Below are 19,125 nucleotides of genomic sequence, written 5' to 3'. Positions count from 1 at the left end.
TATACCAAACTCACCCTCCTTACATTTGATTAAATATTGGGAATATGCATCTTGGCTCTTTATACACTGAGGTAGAGTTAGTCTATTTTTTTGGCGCTTTGAGTTTGTTTAAATACATGCCGACAGATTATTACTGACAAAATTAACCCAATAAAAAATCAACATATTTACGGATAAAATGCGGAATAAATCAATAAAAAAAGTCAACAAAATTGTAAATAATTTATTGATATTGTGATCAATCAATATGCCAAGAAAATTTTATCTGCACGAAGCAGGAGAAATGTTCAGAACTGGGTAAATAACAACAAGAGAAATAGTTTTGACTGGGCAAACGTCAGTTGGGACGCTGACAAAAAATGACAAATTTATCGCATGAAAATGAAACTACAGCTTTGGCTTCTGCAGTTTCATTTTTTAACTGAATTCAGCCCTGGTGAGAGGCCAATTCGGGTTTCACGCGGGATTTAAAGAAGTAGAATACCAATACAGCTATCATTAAAGGTAACGTTACTTGATTGAGTACCTGCCAACCCAAGGTTGACTCTAATTGACCGGACAATAAAGCGCTGACGGTCACAGAGCCAAATACAGCAAACTCGTTAAATGCTTGAGCCTGTGCCTTATCCTCAGGAAGGTAATACTCAGTCAATGCTGACGTCGCGCCAATGAACATGAAGTTCCAACCAACGCCAAGTAAAAGAAGAGCCAGGCGGAAGTGCCACTCGGTAGCACCCTGAATGTTTATCAAGGTGCAGGTAATGATTAACGTGGTTCCCATGAGTACGGTAAAACGGGTGCCGACCCGATCAATAATATGTCCCGTGATAAAGGCCGGAGCAAACATACCCAAAACATGCCATTCAATCACTATCGCTGATGCTTCAAAAGAAAAGCCGTGCTTATGCATTGCAATTGGTGTCACTGTCATCAAAAGGTTCATAACGGCGTAAGCCACGAGCGCAGTAAACACTGTCAGCAGGTATCCCGGACGAGATAATATGGAAGCAAAACTATTCGGGCGTGGTTGCGCTTCTTTCGGTGTGAGAGGAGGAAATTGAATAAAAAGTAAAATAATCAGCGCGAAAGAGTACAACATAGTCAGTGCTGCAAACCCTCCGCTAAACTCAGCGCCTGATAACCAATTTTTACTATGAATAGCAATATTAGGTCCTAACACAGCTGCGATCACACCACCAGCCATTGATATAGAAATAGCACGACTTTTGGCCTCGGGGGCACTGACTTCAACAGCAGCAAACCGATATAGCGTTGCAAATCCAATTCCAATACCCAGCAAAAGCGTACAAAAACAAAACAGCCAAAATTCCTGCTGATACAATGCATATACGCACATCATGGAGCCAGTAATACCGATAGTATTACCAATAATAAATCCTTTTTTTCTGCCGATGCGTCCCATTATCAGAGAGGCTGGAATCGTTGCCAGCATCATGCCAACAAATTGCGTTGCAACAGGCAACGTCACCCACACAGGACTTGGGGACAAGGACTGCCCTATCAGGCCATTAACCGAAATCAACAGCACATTACCTGACATTAAAAGTGCCTGTGATAATGCAAGTAACCAGACATTCCTATTCATTTTTTTATCCTTTCGATCATCTTTTATTACCCAGCCACCAAGGAATGCAGAGCGTCAGCCGATAAAACCGAAGACATTCCGTCTTTGCATTTGTAGATATTATGAGGAGAAACCGCACTTAAACAGATGTTGTCTTATCAAAAAACCAACACTAAATAGACTATTAGTTATCGCTTTCCTACAAACCACTCCATCGTTAACATACCTTCCATTGTAAGGTGATCCATCCTTGTTTTACCGCGAATCCTGACAAACCTCTCTTTAGTTCATTGTTGAAAATGTTCTTTCTTGCAGTGTGCAGTACTGAATTTAACTATGACAAGCAATTATTACTTGGGGGCAATAAAGGTTTTGCGAGTGAAGGCAGCAATAAAGGGATAGCATTTATGCAGTCATTCAGGACTGGAGAGTATGGAGGGACATGTTGTCGAGGGTATTGTCTCGTCACCATCTAAAAATCCCGCTCTCAGGGATAAAGATTACAACAGGAAAGTGACTTTTCTTCCTATCGAAAGGACAGTGAGACATTGAAAGGCAATGAGTTTTCATTGTCTATTTGTCTGTCGCGCTTCGCTAAGAGAAGTGACAATAGTATCAATAAATAATGTCGAGATAGATTGAGCAACACGGGACAAACTTCTTGATTCTGCTTTAACGAGGGAAACACGCTGCGATGATGCCGCATCTCTGATGGGTATAAAGATAATTGAGCCATCTATGACCTCTTTCGCAACATCCAGCTCTGAAGTAATAGCAACATGATTGCCCTGTCGTACCATGACTTTGATGAATTGAAGTGAGTTGGTGATTAATGGTTGATGACTCTCATGAATCACCCAGTCATGATCCAATTCAAGCTTATGACGAATAGCAAGCGCGTGGCTTTGAAGAACCAAAGGATACGCCGTTATCTCATCAAATTCGAGACTGGAATGGTTGGCCAGAGGATGGGATGGCGCTACAACACAGCCAAATGGCAACTGCTCTGTCCACATGATCTCAATATTTCGATGTGGGCGGACATTGAATGCCATCGCGATATCCATATTGCCCGACTCAATGGAATCGATAGCGTCAGTAGGTGTCATTACCTCTAAATCTATTTGTACCATCGGATATTTAGTTGCAACTTTGTTCGCAAATTCAGGCAAAAAGCAATTAACCATGCTATCCATCACCGCAATTTTCAGTCGTCCTGAATCAATGCCCTGCATCTTCTTCAATTCAGACCAGAGGTCATTACCTTCGTTTTGCCACTTTCGTGCCAAGACAACGAGCATTTCACCCGCCTGAGTCAATGTCATTCCAGATGCATGTCTCTCGAAGAGCTGAACACCCACGGCTTCCTCAAGTAAAAGGATCTGCCGGTTAATGGCTGACGCTGATATTGGGATTGCTCTTGCAGCCGCTTGAATTGATCCATTTTTAGCTACCGCTTCAACATATCTTAATGAATTAGGTAATAAAGAAATTGGCATTTTTTCACCTTTTTGTTTTAAACGATTGACTATCTAACAAAATGTGCATTCTAAATTTTAGTACGAAGAGCTGAGTTTATTGAAATTTTTAGTTTGCTGAGTACATGTTAGCCTGAACGCTAATATTGTAATTAAGGTTTCACTGAATAATGACGCATTTAACAGAACTCAATGATCTCAGTGAAGAGGATTTCGTTCAGCTAGCGGGAAACTTAGTTGAGAACGCGAGTTGGATTGTGAAGTCAGCAGCGAACGATCGGCCATTCGTTTCTATCGATGCAATGTGCGAAGCAATAGAAAATGTCATTCGCAGCTTGCCGGAACACGAGCTAGTCAGCTTCTTTAACGCTCACCCAGAGTTGGCAGGCATGGAGGCGCAAGAAGGCACCATGACTGAGGCATCAACCGGAGAGCAAGGAAGACTCGGGCTGTTATCGCTGCAAAAAGATCAGCTGTCAAAGCTTAAATCGATGAACGTAGAGTACCGTGAGAGGTTCGGTTTTCCTTTCATTATTGCTCTCAGGCTACAGGCCAGTTTACTGACTGTTTTTGACGAATTTGAACAACGTCTAACAAACAGTCGTGAGCTGGAAGTGGAAAATGCAACAAGAGAAATAATGCAGGTCGTTCAGGGGCGTGCCGAGCAGTTTGAGGAATAAGTCACGCTTGAAAGAATGAAATTAACGTCACAATGAGTAACGCAACAAGGAGTCAAACCATGATATCACGGAATAAGACCATAAAAATGCTACTGAGTGGCATTGTCGGTGCAGCATTCTCTATCAGTGCGTTTAATGTACAAGCGGAAAAAATACGTGTAGCGGGAAACTTTGCCACTGAGCATTCATCCAGTAAAGCAATGCAAGTTTTTAAGGATGAAGTGCAAAAACTCACCAACGGTGATCTGGAAGTGGACATCTTTCCTGCTCAACAACTTGGCGGTGCCGCAGAAAATGTTCAGGCTGTTAGGATCGGCGCAGTGGAGTTAATCTGGGTAGGAACGGCATACCTTACCCGTACCATTCCAGAGTTAGAAGTTATTGGTCTACCTTTCCAGTTTCCTAATCGCGAGTCTGCATTCAAAGTCGTTGACGGTCCAGTGGGCGACAAACTTGATGGTTACCTAGAAAAAGAAAATCTCGTTTCACTTGGTTATATGGAGCTCGGTTTCCGACAGCTAACCAATAACGAGCGTGCCATCAACTCTGTAGCCGATATGAAAGGGCTCAAAATTAGACTTCAGCCAAACGAAACACACCTTGCAACCTTCCGTGCACTCGGTGCAAACCCGGTAGCAATGGATGTTAAAGAGTTATATTCCGCTCTCGAGCAAGGTGTAATTGATGGTCAGGAAAACCCATTTGCCATCATCCATGTCGCAAGATATCCAGAAGTGCAAAAGCATGTTTCTAACACAGGCCACTTCTTCGATTTCATTTCAGTCGTCGCGAATACCAAGCGTCTGGCAGCACTCAGCCCTGAGCATCAAAAAGCCGTTAAAGATGCAATGGCAACTGCGGTGGCTTATCAAAGAGACCTCGCCGCCAAGCAAGACGCTGCAGCGCTGGGCAAATTGAAAGCTGAAGGCATGGTATACACCCCGGTATCTCCAAAATTTGCCGCTGAACTTCGTTCAAAAACTGCTGATGTTGCAGACTCAGTAAAAGAAAGAGTGGGTAGTGAACTCTTCTCTCTCGTTGAGGCTGAAACAGCAGCAGCTGCGAAATAAATTGGAGGACATGCATGGAAGCCTTGTTTGAAAACGTTCTCACTCGCATCGATACCGTCGCACGATCTGTCTTACTGACGTGCATGGTGGTGATGATTTCCGTTGTCGCCAGTCAAGTGTTCATGAGATACGCGCTTAACAGCTCCATCGATTGGGCAGACGAAGTCTCTCGCATGGCATTTGTCTGGTCGATATTTATTGCCATACCGCTGGGTGTTCGTGAAGGCGCTCACGTCGGTATCGACATTCTAACAAGTCGACTTCCAAAGCAGCTGGCGCGGGCATTAGCCCGTGTCATGCTCTCGCTGGCATTCGTTCTCATGTGCGTAGTGACTTTTGAATCCGTTCATGTCGCGTCAGAAACCTGGTCTGAGCGTCTCGGCGCAATAAACATTTCGTCCAGCTACTTTTTTGTCGCCGTGATCATCGGTTCAGCCCACTCTGCACTTCACCTCATTAATTTGGTGGTGTTTCCACCAGCCGATGATGAGTCAGAAGCCAAGCGCGATTGATAGGGAGATCAATACATGAGCCTTTTAGTAATATTTCTTTTCTTATTGTTGGCAGCATTCGGTATGCCGCTGGCATTTTCACTTGGCGTATCAGCGCTTGGTGGCCTCATCTTGGCTGGTTTTGATCTCAGTGTTCTACCCCCACGAATCATGAACTCTGTTAACTCTTTTCCATTGATGTCTATTCCGCTGTTCATGGTGACAGGCGAGTTGATGTTGAAAGCAGGGATAATGGACAGGCTGGTTGATTTTGCGAATGCATTCGTCGGAAGAGTCCGAGGAGGCCTTGCTCAAGTCGCTTTGTTATCAGGCGCTGGACTGGCATCAGTATCAGGCGCAGCAGTAGCTGATGCCAGTGCACTTTCAGCGACACTCGTTCCCTCACTCAAAAAGCAATATGGATTGGGTTTTTCGACGGGTATCGTCGCAGCAGCAGCAAACCTTGGTCCTATTATACCCCCTTCAGGCGCAATGATTGTCTACGCTTTCATGGCTGGCTCGACGGTATCTGTCGGTGGGATGTTTATGGCAGGGGTAGTACCAGGGCTAATCCTGGTCACTATTCTCATGTTCCTATGCTGGTTGATTGCCTATTTGCGTGATTATCCTTTGGTCGGAGAAAAAGCAAATCTCGCTAATGTATTCCGTCAACTTCGTCGCTCTCTGGTTGTTTTCATGATGCCGGTAGTGGTGATAGGTGGCATCGTTGGTGGTGTGTTTACCCCAACAGAAGGTGCAGCAGTAGGTGTGGTGTACTCCCTCCTGCTTGGCTTTTTTGTTACTCGAAAACTGCGTATCAGCGACTTGCCCGGTGTACTTCTCCAAGCAGCAAAAACATCAGCGATTGTTGGCGCGATGATAGCCTATGCGTCAACAGTAACGTTTCTTTTCACTATTGACCTGCTGCCAATGAAGTTGGCAAACATGATGCACGGCATTACAGATAACCCGCATATATTCTTGGTGCTGGTTGCCCTTATGCTGATTGTTGTCGGTATGTTTCTTGAGTCAAATGCAGCCTACATCATGCTTGTACCGCTGTTTCACCCGATAGCCATTACCTACGGTATCGACCCTCTTCACTTTGGATTTTTGTTTGTATTTAACCTTGTGATCGGGATGCTGACGCCTCCTGTGGGTGTGGTCCTTTTCGTTGTCTGCGGTATCACAGGCGTGAAAATGGGCGAATTGGTTCGAGAAAGCTGGCCATTCATTGCCGCCATGTACGTGTTGCTTGTCGTGTGTATATTTGTGCCAAGCATAGCGACTTGGTTACCAAGGTCACTCGGTTACTAAAGGCTGAAATAAATTACAGAGCAGTGGTTTGGTAAGTCCCAGGCCACTATCCCATCAATCCTAAATATATTTACTGTGGTAGTTTTGCCCCGGCCCGGCCGGGGTTTTTTTTGTCAAAAATCTGCCAGCTACGATGGACGTTTAAAATCGACAATGAGTAATACAATGTAAAGTGACAGCGTCACAATTTTTCGATATTGAACGACGGGTCATATACTTAACGCAAACCGCTATTCAATATTTTTGGAATAAAGCCTGGCAATAGCCCCACATAATTATCACCATTTGAATAGCAGGATGTTGGGGCGTGCTATGTGACTCAAATAATTCCGCACTGACTCAGTTATTTATCTTGCTATGAATCTTTCTCAGCAGAATCTCCGACCCCTGAACGCCAAACTCTTCAAAGCCCATCGACTTATACAGTTTCATGGCGGGGCTCGATGTAATCACAGACAAGTGCACATCTTCACCATGTCGAGCTGCTTTCAACAACAATCGCTGTAAAATAGCCCGACCCAGTCCTTTACCTTGGTATTCAGGCAGTATTTGAATTTGAACTAGGTACCAATAATTTTCTTTTACACTGTAAATGACTTTGAATAAACCAACAGGATCACCTTGATAGTGAATGAGATCTGCATGTTCGAAATATGATTTTATTCTTTTGAGATGTGACACCTCATCACATGGCATACCTGCCTCTTCAAGATAGCGCGTCATTGTTATCTTTCTAAGTGCGTATAAAAATGGAATATCATCATCCGTCGCCTTTTGAAACGAGAAGCATTCGTTAAAGCCATCAACGTATATACGGTCTGAACCCTCATACTTCATACGAATCATGTCTCTGTGTTGAATACCTTCCTCAATAAGAGGTTCTGAATAGTGCTTCAGAAAAAAATCTCTTTCAATTGACGCTAACCTGAAACCAAGACGCTGATAAAATGCAAGTTGATGCCCAAACGAACCTGTGCCCAGTACAAGAGGAAGAGAGGATTGTTGCTGTAGATGGGAAATGACATATTCTAAAAGTCTTCTTCCTACCCCACGCTGCTGTTTTTCAGGCAGTACAGAGAGATTCATTATTTCAATACACTCGTTACTTTGAACAGTTAAACAAGCGCCGATAATTACCTCTCCCTCCCTTACCACCCAAGCCTGCGATTGATCCAGATAACCTTGTATCTTCCTTTTACAGGGGTCAGCCTCAAGTAAAAGTGGTAGTGGGACAACATCTGGGGAACATGGCTGAATAAGAAACATGAGTAGTACCTATTGTTATTGATATGTAGCTTATCGGTAGGAATAGTAGATGCAATTGAAATAACGCAGTTCGGATGATGTCATCAAATTTGGTTATAAATTTAAATGAATATTATAAGCAGTAAACTCCGTTCTTTTGGGACAAAAGAACGGGAGGTATTTCGCAAAAGAATGACTGAGTGCCATACTGAACATCGCGCTGTATAAATGTATCCGTCTACTTGACCTCAGCGTGGATAACCGAGGCCATACATATTCAAAGTCAATCAACACAGTGCTGTTCATATTTACCTAGTCAGAATGGAAGCACTCTAGAAACGAAAGTGACAGATATCTTCATATAATTGCTCTTTGTTCCAATGGATAATATTCGCTGAAGAAAAGCGTTTCTTCACTTGCTTATGATTATCTTCCTGTAAACAAACAAAAATTATCTTCGATAAACCGTGTAAATCAATAAATTGCCTGATCTCCCATTCCGACCATTTACTTTCAAGTGCAATGTTACTGACGAGAACCAACATTAAGACCGAGTGAGACATCTGATATTGAATATGTTCACTGACCTTATGTGACAAAGGATCGTATGGTAATTCTGTAACAATTTTTCCGTCTTTATCTCTCAACTTTTCGCTAAGTGAGCCGTCAAGTAGCAGAAATGGCGACGATTGAGCTCCAAAAATAGACCGTAAATCCTGATAATAACCACAGTCCTCTGGCGCATAACTTACAAAAATCGACTTCATCGAAACTCCTTTTAATGATAGCCAACCACAATGTTTCGTTTTTCAATATTGCTGGGTCTCTCCGTCGATAATGAGAGAGGTTCACCTGTTATTCCCTTACAGGTTGAAAACCTAATTTAACAGATTTGAAATAAAATTTTATCGTTAAGATTAAGAAATCAAATTCATATATTAATCAAAATATCCTCAACGCTGATTTAAGCACAACCCGCTATGTTAGTTCATGTTAATAATATAAATTAAAATACTAATCTAAAAATATCCAAATAATAGTATTGGATACTGTAAAAAATGTAATTTAACTCATAAGCAATACGATAAATTTTTTATCAAGACAAACTGGACGAGCATATAGTTTCGAGTCAAAACAAAGTTGACGTGCTTATTAACATAATGATTAAGTCGTAACCAAGTTAGGCGTTTAAATGACATCTAACGTTACTCTCAATTTAAAATGTTAAGCAACAGTGGGATAAAACAATGAAAAAAAAACTTATTCTAGCGTCAGCCATCGCAACAGCATTAGTGAGCCAACTGAGTATTGCCGATACCATCAGTTCACCGAAAAAACAAAATGCGCAGTTGCCAACTTTTGACATACTCACTGCCAGAGTGACCAGTAAAGGTAACATAGCAACATTTGAAATGGAGGTTGTAGGTAAAGCGGGTAGTAAAGTCGCAAAACGTCGACCAGGAGCTGGTGCAGCCGGTGCTGAGGCACATGCTTACGTATGGCCAACGTCTATCGACAGTTATCACGCAGGTTTTGACAAAAAACAGGGTATTTTGGCTATTGTTGCAGCAACGCACCCTGATTTTGACGATACCCCACTTTTCGATGAGAGCGGCGATAACAACTATGATAACGATGGAGGTGTGTGGCACACCCATTGGGTTGTACTTTCGCCTGAAGAACGTTGTGGACCCGGAGCTCTCGCAGTAAAAGATATTCCTGAAGGGGCAACACCACGGTTACCTGTCACTTGGCCCGGACTTCCAATTTTACTCGACAGTCCTGGATATGACCCTATTGTTGACGGTCAATCGGTGACCATTCGTGTACCGTTTCCAGACAAAACAATTGTTCAGAATGCATCCTTTGATGGCGTTACAGCTGCATTAAGAGTCAATGCCAATGTTCACGCTCCGTTATTTTGCGTAACTAATGTATTTGATGTGGCTTCTGGCGACTTAAGTCTACCAGGCAAAATTACTGAATTGTAAGAGTGAATTCAATATTAGAGTGTAACAGGCTGTGTTGTATAACAATAGTGATCCACTGAAAGTGATACAAGGGCCGGACTGACCGGCCTTTTAACATGTACATTTGGAATAACAATTCTCTAAATTCATCGGTATAAACCATATTTCTTCAATTGAACCAATCATCTCAAATAAAATATATAGCTCTGTGTTTTTCTCGATATTAATAATAATGATAATAAATATAGTATCCTTCCGATATCGATATTTTTTTGCCATTGATATAAGCCATTAAGGTTGTTAATTTCCTGTTGTAACATTCGTAACTACAATATCTATATCTCTAAATACAGCAACAAATGCTAAGGTCGATAATGTCTTTCAAAAACATAAAAAGCCGAGTTCTGTCTTCTCTCATCCTGATAGTTATTTCAAGTCAATGTTTTGCCTCAGAAATCAGAATCGCATTGAAGAATAAGCCTGATACACTAGACCCGCACAGATATAATGTCGGAAATAATCTACAAGTTACCAGTAGCATATATCAACAACTAATTGGTGATGAGTTTGGAAATGAATCGCTTCAAGAAGGTATTATTGAGGATATAGTACTGATCGATCAGGTTTTAAATACGTGGCAGGTTAATCTTAGGAAAAATATTAAATTTCATAATGGAAAAGAATTAACCGTAGAGGATGTGATCTTTAGTATCGACAGAATTAGACAGCTCCCAAACTCACCCAGCTCCTTCAGGCAATATGTTGAACCTATAGTTTCTATGACAGTCGTAGATCAGTATAGAATTGATATGCGTTTTAAAAAAGGGTATGCCGAGTTTAATGGTGATCTCAGTAAAATTTCTATTGTTTCGAAGCCGTCACCAACCTATACACATTTAGACAACGATGTGTCTTTTTCTGGTACTCATTTTTATAGATTGGTGAATTATGATTTAGAAAAAAATGTTGTTGAGCTTGAACGGTTTGACGGTAACAGGCTTATCGAAAATGCAATAAAAAAAGTAAATTATGTTTTTATATCTGACGATAACGAACGAATGGAAGCGCTCATCAATAATGAGGTTGATGTGGTAGACCGTCTATCTCTCAAACAGATTAAGCAACTTCAAAAAAAAGGTTTTAAATCATTCACCCGAAATACAAACCGAGTCATTTTCCTTCAATTAGATACATTCAGAGAACAAACACCGTTTATCACTGATCATAAAGGTCGCTCACTCGATACTAACCCACTCAAAGACCGACGTGTCCGACAGGCAATATCAATCGCCATCAACAGAGAGCAACTTATCGAGTCCGTTATGGACGGTAATGCCAATCCAGCCGGACAAATTTTTCTGTCTGGCTCCCTTTTGGCGAGTAAAAACCTAAAACCAATAAATCACAATCTTCAAAAAGCGCGTAGGCTGATGAAAGAGGCGGGATATAAAAATGGTTTTAAGTTAACGATTCACGGACCAGAAGGCCGTTATATTCGTGATAAACAGCTTATCAACGCTATTGCTTCTATGCTTGCTGATATCAATATTGATGCTCAGGCAAAATCTTTACCAGCAAAAGAATATTTTGCTAAAGCACTGGCTAAACACACATTCAGTATCAACCTTTTGGGTTGGGCACCAAATGTAAACGGCAGCTATACATTTAATAATTTGTTTCTGCCACCCGACAGAGATCGGCAACTTGGCTCTGGCAATGCCGGACGATACAACAATGAAAAACTGAACCAGCTCATTCTGAAAGCACAGGAAACATTTGATGACATATACCGTCGTCAACTGTATCAAAGAGCGTCTGAGTTAGTGATCAATGATGTAGCGATCATTCCACTGCACTTTCAGGTTGTTAATTGGGGGATGTCAGCAAAGGTTAACTACTTTCCAAAACCGGGTACCTGGCGAACCAATATTGCATCTTTCCGCCTAGCACGTTAAAACATCGAGGTTGATAAAAAACATGGCTCAGGTAAAAATCTAATACCCAACTCCATGCCAGATTTATTAAATTTCTGAGCCTTTAGCCATCGCTTTCTTTTTCTTAAATGCTAACAAACATCTTAATAATAAGAATTAATCCTCGTATATAAGTGGTGATATATACAACTAGATCAATCAAAATATTAATAACCTTCCCGCTAAGCGATAAACAAATTCACCATTTTTCATATAAATAGATGGAAATTATAATGAGACATTCTTTAATATGCATCCAATATGATTCAAAAGTGTTTTTTTTAAAACTTTTTTCAATCAATAAAAGAATAAAACAATATTGATAAATCAATTTGATCTTGATATTTTTACTTCATTAATTTTAACCGAAAAATAACCACACGGAGCGGGTTAATGTTCTTCGCCCTAAGACTAATAATGTCTGCTTTTCTTTTTTTCATGTCTTCAGGATTAGTAGCAGAAAATGAAATACAGGGGAATATAAAAAACAAACATAAACAAGAGCTTACTATCGCATACAAGAATAAGCCTGATACTCTTGACCCGCATAGGTTTAACGTAGGGAACAGTTTAAACATTTCTAATATTTTCTTTGACCGACCAGGGTCTTTCGATGAGGGAGAACGGCTCTTTAAGCAAAGTATTGCAGAAGATGTTAGGTTAATAGATATTGAAAATAATATCTGGCAATTACGCCTGCGTAAGGGAGTGTTATTTCATGATGGTCACGAGCTTACGGTGGACGACTTTATTTATAGTGTTAATCGTATCAGGGCACTCCCGCACAACACCAACTCATTTAAGGTATACGTGAAGCCGATCGTTAAGATGGTTAAACGTGACAACCACCTTATTGATATTCAATTACAGGCCGGATATGCGGAGTTTGCAGGAGATCTAACCAAGATTGCCATTTTACCTGCACACTACAGTCACCCCAACAACCAAGACACATTTAATGACGGACAGACTCTCATTGGCACAGGAACCTATAAACTCAAATCAGCGGATCTTGATCAAGACATGCTGAGCCTTGAGCTTTATGACAAAAGCTGGCGCAACCTAGATGCTATTGAGCGAGTCAAAATACGCTTTATTGCCTCTGATGATGAGAGGTATCAGGCGTTGATCGACGGGGATATTCAGGTTGCAAATATGCTCTCGCCTCTTCACCTCGAATCTCTTCAGAAAAAAGGCTTCCGTGTTTTCAGACGCAACACAACCAGAGTTATCTTTTTACAATTAGATACGTTTCGGAAGAAACCCACTCATATCTGGCACCACGATGGCTCTGAAATGGGCAGCAACCCGCTTCAGGATATTCGGGTTAGGAAGGCAATTTCACTTGTTCTCGACAGACAACACATAACCGCCACCGTAATGTCAGGGAATGGTTCACCAGCCGGACAACTTTTTCTGGATGACTGGCCCTTTTCTAGTAAAAACCTCAAAGTACCAGAGCATAATATTGAAAGGGCTAAGTCCCTGATGAAAAGCGCGGGCTATGAAGATGGCTTCAAAATGGTGATTCACGGCCCAAGAGGACGATATAGCAACGACGAGTCGATAGTAGTTGCCATCGCTAACATGCTGAAAGATCTGAAAATAGATGCCGAAACAGTTACCTTTCCAGTCAAAGAGTACTTCCGCAAAGCCATGACTGAAAACCGGTTCAGTATTAACCTCATGGGGTGGGCCCCCAATATCAACGGTGGTTATACCTTCAAAAACCTCTTCTTACTTCCTGATGGCGACGAACAAGTTGGGCTCGCCAATTCAGGGAGATATTCATCCTCCCGCCTCACTGACTTAATACGATCGGCAGATAAACACTTCGATCAAAGCTACCGTAACCAACTCTATCGAACGGCTTCAGAAGTGCTGATTAATGATGTTGGAATCATCCCTCTCCATTTTCAGGTGGCAAACTGGGGTATGGCAAATAATGTGACTTATTCACCCAGTCCCGGCTCCTGGCGGACAGAACCAGACATGTTCAGATGGAGTGAAAATTAATTATGCAGGAAGGGCGTCTGAGGAGATTTGCGAGTCTCAAATGGATTGTTGTAAAACGTCTCAGCGTTTTGTTCTCTGCTGCACTTTTGCTCATTGCCTTACTGATTTACCTCAGCCTCCAATATTACTTTGATGGGATCAGGGAAATGCGCCAACATCAACAGGCCATTCAGTTCTCGTCCATGCTCGAATCAAGGATGGAGAAGTACGCGATTGCCGGGCAATTTGTTTCCTCGGTGATCGGATATAACAGCTCTAACAAGCCTGACATTCAAGAAATCGAATCGTTACTTAACTCCTATCGCCATTTTATAAATGAAAGGTTTGAGATTGGTGAAATCACCCTGTACTCACCGGATGGACGATTGGTCAGCTCATGGGGCACCCGACTCTCAGAGCATGATTTCAATAAACTTCACCAGCCTATTGTTGATAAATTCATGCAGAGTTTGACGCCCGAAATGCAAATTCTTTGCGAGAATACGTGTAAACAGCATGCCATGGTTGGCCTGTGGGCGAATTTTGAATTAGTGGGCCTCCTGATGTTTGGCGCGGGTCTCGGGAACTTCACCACGGAATTCCGCGATTTTGTCGGCTCTGAAGTCGCTTTGATTCAGAAATCAGCAAATAATCAGGATCAGGCAGAAAATAATCAATTAGATCGCTACTTTGAACTTCAGATACCGGGGAGTGCCTTTTCTTTTGCCTCAGTCAGCGATCAAGAAATATTTCTCAAAGCATTTGAAAAACTTGGAGTAAACCCTGAATTCAACTCAGCGCGCTTTGTTGAAGTTTTTGACCATCAATATGAACTCAGTTATCAGCCAGCATCATTTGGTGACCTCTCGCTGCCCTTTTACCTCGTATTTCTGCAACAGATCGATAAGGAATTAGAATTAGTCACGTCTTTCTTGCAAATACTGTTCATTATTCTGATCAGCTGTGCATTTTTGGTTGGGACATTCCTGTTCTGGGTCATCGGTGAACCAATGAATCGACTGAGAAAAATCACCTCAGCACTGCCCCTCCTTGGCAAACAACGATTCGACGAATTCCAAGATGCAATCGGCAAACCGCTCTTCACCGCCAAAAGTCATGAACTCGACCTTCTCCATGAAACGTCCTACCTACTTTGCGGCAGATTAAACAGACTAGAGAGTGAAATAGATGCACAAACCGACGCCCTGACTAATTCGCTGGCCGAACGGGACAGAGAGGCTGACTTTGTTAATAACCTGCTTGATAGCGCCCCGTTGCTCGTCGTTATGCATTGTCTTGATGGCCGGATTCACCGGGTGAATGAGTTTGGCCGGGCATTGCTTGGCCTGTCTGATAATGAAGATAGCGACGAATTTTTCCCAGCCATTTTCAATACTGACGACAGCATTTATCTACTTAAAAACCTTGAGCAAGTGATACGAACTGAGAGTAAATTAACAAATAATAACGGCACTGTGTTTGATGTAGCATGGGTGCATCGGCGTATTCGTGGCGAATCAGAAAACGAGTATATGATTCTCTCTGTTGGTCTCGACATTACCGAGCAAAAAAACAGCCAGAGAAAACTCTCATACCTTGCAGAACGGGACACACTCACCGGATTGTATAATCGCAATAAGATCAGACTCTTAATATCTCAATTCATTGAACAAAATGAATCCGGTGCTTTGTGCTATTTCGACCTACGCTACTTCAAACTGATCAATGATACTTACGGCCACAAATTTGGTGACCAAACGTTAATAGAAGTCGCCAATTATTTGAGAGATATTTTTCATACGGAAGCAGAGGTAGGGCGACTAGGGGGAGACGAATTTGCAGTATTGGTTCGAAACAGTACGGCTCGTGAAGTCATTGCAAAAATTCGCTTACTGAATCAAAGCCTGAAGGAAGTACAAATCTCGGGTTCTTACTTCCAGCTTCCTATCAGCGTTTCTGCTGGTATCGTCGAGTTCGATCAGTCGACTGATTCAATCGATACACTTATGCATCAGGCTGATTGCGCCATGTATGAGGTTAAGGCAAGGGACGGTGAGACCAACTGGCACGTTTACAATGGCAGCGAACGGATGCTGAGCTATCTTCAGGATTCTGTAGACTGGCGAAAAAAGACTGAACAGGCGCTTTTGGAGGGTAACTTCAGACTTAAATACCAGCCAATTGTAAATATCAATACGGGTGCCGTTAGTGGTTATGAAGCACTGGTGAGAATGATTGACGAGGAGAGCAAACTCATCGTTCCCAGTAAATTTATTCCCTTTTCAGAAAGCGATGGCAACATTGGGCGAATCGATAAGCTGGTGATGAACAAAGCGTTATCCGACTTCCCGATTCTCCTCAGGCAAAAGCCAGATCTTGAGCTCCACTTAAATATATCGGCGAAGTCATTAACAGACCCTGCCATTGTCTCCTTACTTCAGCAATACATTACAGCCCTTAGTCTGCCTGCGCAGCAAATCGTCATAGAAGTGACCGAAACAGCTGCAATAAATCAGGTTAACATTGGCAAACACTATGCAAGACAAATAGTAGAACTAGGTTGTCGTTTGGCCATTGATGATTTTGGTGCTGGCTATGGTTCTTTGACTTATCTCGCCGAGTTCCCTGTCGACAAAGTTAAAATTGATGCCTCTTTTGTTCGCATGATCTCGTCATCAGAAGGCAGTTCTCGCCTACTCTCCTCACTGAGCCAGTTTTGCATTGGCATGAACAAGGTTACGGTTGCAGAGGGCGTTGAAGATGTGGATGTTCTGAACATGTTGAGAGACATGGGAATTAACGAAGCACAAGGATTTATATTTTCCCGCCCGGAAGACCTGAGTGACATTATCGAAGCCAATTTCTATCAATATGATATTGCCGATATAAACGCGACACAGAACCAAAAACAGCGTATGAGTGGACGCTGAAACCAAACTGACGCACGACGAATTCATGTCTTTGACATCTTAAAGTTATGATCTATATCTATAATCTTCAGTGATCGATAAATAAGTCATCGAACATGTCTGTTACCCACGCTAAAGTCGTATTTATCTAACAAATCCTTACTAACCAAGCTGATATTAAAACTAGGCGTCTACGTATTGAGTGTGTAAAGCACTCGCAGCCAGATATTAGGTTATAGCTATATCTGTTGTAAGAGGAAGTAGATATTCGATCGGTGTTTTAAAGATTGATGTCAAAGTCCGATGATGGGAAGACCGACATGAAAAAAAGTATATGGAAATATAGCCTGACAGGTCTCGTTGCTATCGTCAGTTGCAGTAGCTCTGCCAAACAGGATAATCGAGAGGATGGCTTTGGCGGTCACATTGGTGTCTTTGTGGCATATCAGTCATCAACATCAAATTTCAATACAGAAAATACAGTCACAACGGGTGACCCAGAAGCCTCGCAACAAGTTTTCGCAGGACCTCCTGTAGAACTTCACTATAACTGGGACCAACAACAAGTTTACCTATCGCTGTTCAATAGTAATGAACTTATTCAGCTCGGATATCAGACAAAGATTGGTGATTCATCAGCCGGCTTGAACTACCGCCCCAGCCTTTTCGGTAATGAAGCTTTCGCTGACCCTTATCCTTTAAAGCAGGTACGGGATACGACAGACACCAAAGCACACTCATTCGATCTCTGGGGTAAGAATATCTTAGGCACCCCTCTGTCGTTGACCGCCACTTACCATCAGTTCAACGTAGAAAATGACAAAGCTGGTTCAACCTTGGGCATCCAAGAGCAACAGGTATTGAAGCGAAGTGCCGACAGTCTAACCCTTGCCAGTGGCATCGAGTTTCCAGTCTCTCTTGCTAATAAAATCTTTGCATCGGTCGAGCTTTCGTTCGAACAGTATCGCGCTGATGGTGACGCAGAAACCTTTGATGGTAAAGGAGCAAGTGTTGGTCTGTTCAAACCTCTTGATAACCAGTTTGTCATGTTAAAATTTGGCTATCAGACCAACGAGTTCAAGACGTTGCATCCAATCTTCGGAAAAACCCGTGACGATGACATAGTCGATGCGAGTTTTATCTATACGCTTGATTCACCGTTCGGATGGCACGATACATCTTTGGCAGTAAATGCATCATACTCAGACAATATGTCTAACATTGATTTTTTTGAACAACAGAACCTGACAGTGGGAACCGGCATTATTTACCATTTCTAGGCTCTGTTGCTATGCGACCTGAAGATACTGGAATTATGTCAACCTCAAGGTGATTGGAGTAAGTTCTATATTTTCAGGTTTCATAGAAATATAAAAATATCAGATTACTACGCGTAAACAAATCAATGTTATCAAACGACAATATCACCCTATTGAATAGCCAATACTAAAAAAGACAGTACTGGCTTCATTTCTTTGTCCGCAGGTTTTTATTTTACCTCAACGTCAAGTGAGTCAATGACCGGCGTAACACTCTGTGAGTAGAGGACACATAGCTATTCTTATATCAGACTTACTGTCCATCCGGGGCGGGATTATTATTAAATGACAAGAAGATAGACCTACTATAAATCTATGGGTGACTTTTTCATCAGCTATGGATACGTCTTTCCCGCTTAGCATAGAGACCAGAAAAGACGCCATACATCGGCTCTTTCCCATGCCACTCCTGCCTTTTAAAAGGCTAACCCCAAAATTATATTCATTTTTACAACATGAGATACAAGCGATTTAATGCATTACAGTATATCTGATACAAAAGGGAGCCTTGTGAATCTTCAACGCTCTTTCATCACATTAACTTAATTACAGGTGATAAGGGTCTACCGGATGACTTCTAATCGATATACATGAATTAGATTTCACGGAATCTTTTCCTGCTTTCTTGCTCTGGCACTTCTATCGCTCTGATTGATTTAACTCTTTCTGCTAGCGCGTTATGATAACGCTGAATGCGTCTTCTTTTTTAAGGAAAGCTATGACTACTATTTTTACAAAAATTATTGATCGCGAGATACCTGCAGATATTGTGTTTGAAGATGATCAGGTTCTGGCGTTTAAAGACATCAATCCGCAAGCACCGCACCACGTTTTAATCATCCCTAAAAAGCCGATTGCCACTATTAATGATATTCAGGCAGAAGACGAAGTATTGGTTGGAAAGCTATTCACGACAGCGGCGAAACTGGCTAAAGAGTGGAACATATCAGAGGATGGATATCGTGTGGTAATGAACTGTAACGAGTATGGTGGGCAAACAGTATACCACATCCATCTTCACATGCTGGCAGGAAAACCTATGGGCTGGCCTCCTTACAGTGGCGCCCCAAAGCAATCAGCCTGATCGCAAGAA

At 42.0% G+C, this 19,125-nt stretch carries 14 protein-coding genes; 10 read left to right on the top strand and 4 right to left on the bottom strand.

The features are described 5' to 3' along the window. Positions 1–427: 427 nt before the first annotated feature. Together A8L45_RS05410 and A8L45_RS05405 are read right to left on the bottom strand one after the other, a co-directional pair. Positions 428–1,606 (bottom strand): MFS transporter, encoded by a 1,179-nt coding sequence (locus A8L45_RS05410; protein WP_068900022.1) that lies wholly within the window; start codon positions 1,604–1,606, stop codon positions 428–430. A 545-nt stretch (positions 1,607–2,151) separates the two neighbouring features. Then, on the bottom strand, positions 2,152–3,084 hold the full coding sequence (locus A8L45_RS05405; RefSeq protein WP_068900020.1) for a LysR family transcriptional regulator: 933 nt from the start codon (positions 3,082–3,084) through the stop codon (positions 2,152–2,154). A 149-nt stretch (positions 3,085–3,233) separates the two neighbouring features. Between A8L45_RS05405 and uraD the strand changes: the two genes are divergently transcribed. The 4 genes from uraD to A8L45_RS05385 are packed head-to-tail and all read left to right on the top strand — an operon-like array spanning position 3,234 to position 6,621. Continuing rightward, positions 3,234–3,743, top strand: a complete 510-nt coding sequence (gene uraD, locus A8L45_RS05400) for a 2-oxo-4-hydroxy-4-carboxy-5-ureidoimidazoline decarboxylase (RefSeq protein ID WP_068900018.1) — start codon at positions 3,234–3,236, stop codon at positions 3,741–3,743. A gap of 59 nt (positions 3,744–3,802) precedes the next feature. Next, positions 3,803–4,813, top strand: a complete 1,011-nt coding sequence (locus tag A8L45_RS05395) for a TRAP transporter substrate-binding protein (protein ID WP_175401915.1) — start codon at positions 3,803–3,805, stop codon at positions 4,811–4,813. A 14-nt stretch (positions 4,814–4,827) separates the two neighbouring features. Further along, complete coding sequence (locus tag A8L45_RS05390) at positions 4,828–5,325, top strand: TRAP transporter small permease (protein ID WP_068900015.1); 498 nt, start codon at positions 4,828–4,830, stop codon at positions 5,323–5,325. A 15-nt stretch (positions 5,326–5,340) separates the two neighbouring features. Further along, positions 5,341–6,621 (top strand): TRAP transporter large permease, encoded by a 1,281-nt coding sequence (locus A8L45_RS05385; protein ID WP_068900013.1) that lies wholly within the window; start codon positions 5,341–5,343, stop codon positions 6,619–6,621. Between the two features lie 339 nt (positions 6,622–6,960). On the opposite strand, the gene A8L45_RS24435 is transcribed toward A8L45_RS05385, so the two are convergent. Both A8L45_RS24435 and A8L45_RS05375 read right to left on the bottom strand, forming a co-directional pair. Then, complete coding sequence (locus A8L45_RS24435) at positions 6,961–7,887, bottom strand: GNAT family N-acetyltransferase (RefSeq protein WP_068900012.1); 927 nt, start codon at positions 7,885–7,887, stop codon at positions 6,961–6,963. A gap of 311 nt (positions 7,888–8,198) precedes the next feature. Further along, entirely contained in the window at positions 8,199–8,633 is a 435-nt protein-coding gene (locus tag A8L45_RS05375) for a TIR domain-containing protein (RefSeq protein ID WP_068900010.1), read from the bottom strand. 480 nt (positions 8,634–9,113) lie between these two features. Here A8L45_RS05375 and A8L45_RS05370 point away from each other — a divergent pair, with 480 nt between their 5' ends. From A8L45_RS05370 to A8L45_RS05345, 6 genes are all read left to right on the top strand, one after another. Further along, positions 9,114–9,857: a hypothetical protein gene (locus A8L45_RS05370; protein WP_068900008.1), complete on the top strand. Its 744-nt coding sequence runs from the start codon at positions 9,114–9,116 to the stop codon at positions 9,855–9,857. Positions 9,858–10,195: 338 nt separating this feature from the next. Next, positions 10,196–11,791 (top strand): ABC transporter substrate-binding protein, encoded by a 1,596-nt coding sequence (locus A8L45_RS05365; protein WP_083228213.1) that lies wholly within the window; start codon positions 10,196–10,198, stop codon positions 11,789–11,791. Positions 11,792–12,247: 456 nt separating this feature from the next. Continuing rightward, the gene (locus tag A8L45_RS05360; RefSeq protein ID WP_175401913.1) at positions 12,248–13,825 is read left to right on the top strand and encodes an ABC transporter substrate-binding protein; all 1,578 of its coding nucleotides are present in this window, start codon (positions 12,248–12,250) and stop codon (positions 13,823–13,825) included. Between the two features lie 2 nt (positions 13,826–13,827). After that, entirely contained in the window at positions 13,828–16,734 is a 2,907-nt protein-coding gene (locus tag A8L45_RS05355) for an EAL domain-containing protein (RefSeq protein ID WP_068900002.1), read from the top strand. Positions 16,735–17,033: 299 nt separating this feature from the next. Next, entirely contained in the window at positions 17,034–17,993 is a 960-nt protein-coding gene (locus A8L45_RS05350) for a DUF2860 family protein (RefSeq protein ID WP_068900001.1), read from the top strand. A 757-nt stretch (positions 17,994–18,750) separates the two neighbouring features. Further along, complete coding sequence (locus A8L45_RS05345; RefSeq protein ID WP_068899999.1) at positions 18,751–19,116, top strand: histidine triad nucleotide-binding protein; 366 nt, start codon at positions 18,751–18,753, stop codon at positions 19,114–19,116. Positions 19,117–19,125: the final 9 nt, after the last annotated feature.

This window comes from Veronia pacifica, assembly GCF_001707825.1.
Lineage (GTDB): Bacteria > Pseudomonadota > Gammaproteobacteria > Enterobacterales > Vibrionaceae > Veronia > Veronia pacifica.
Note: the sequence above shows the minus strand (reverse complement) of the source record. Positions and strands in the feature narration are given on the sequence as shown.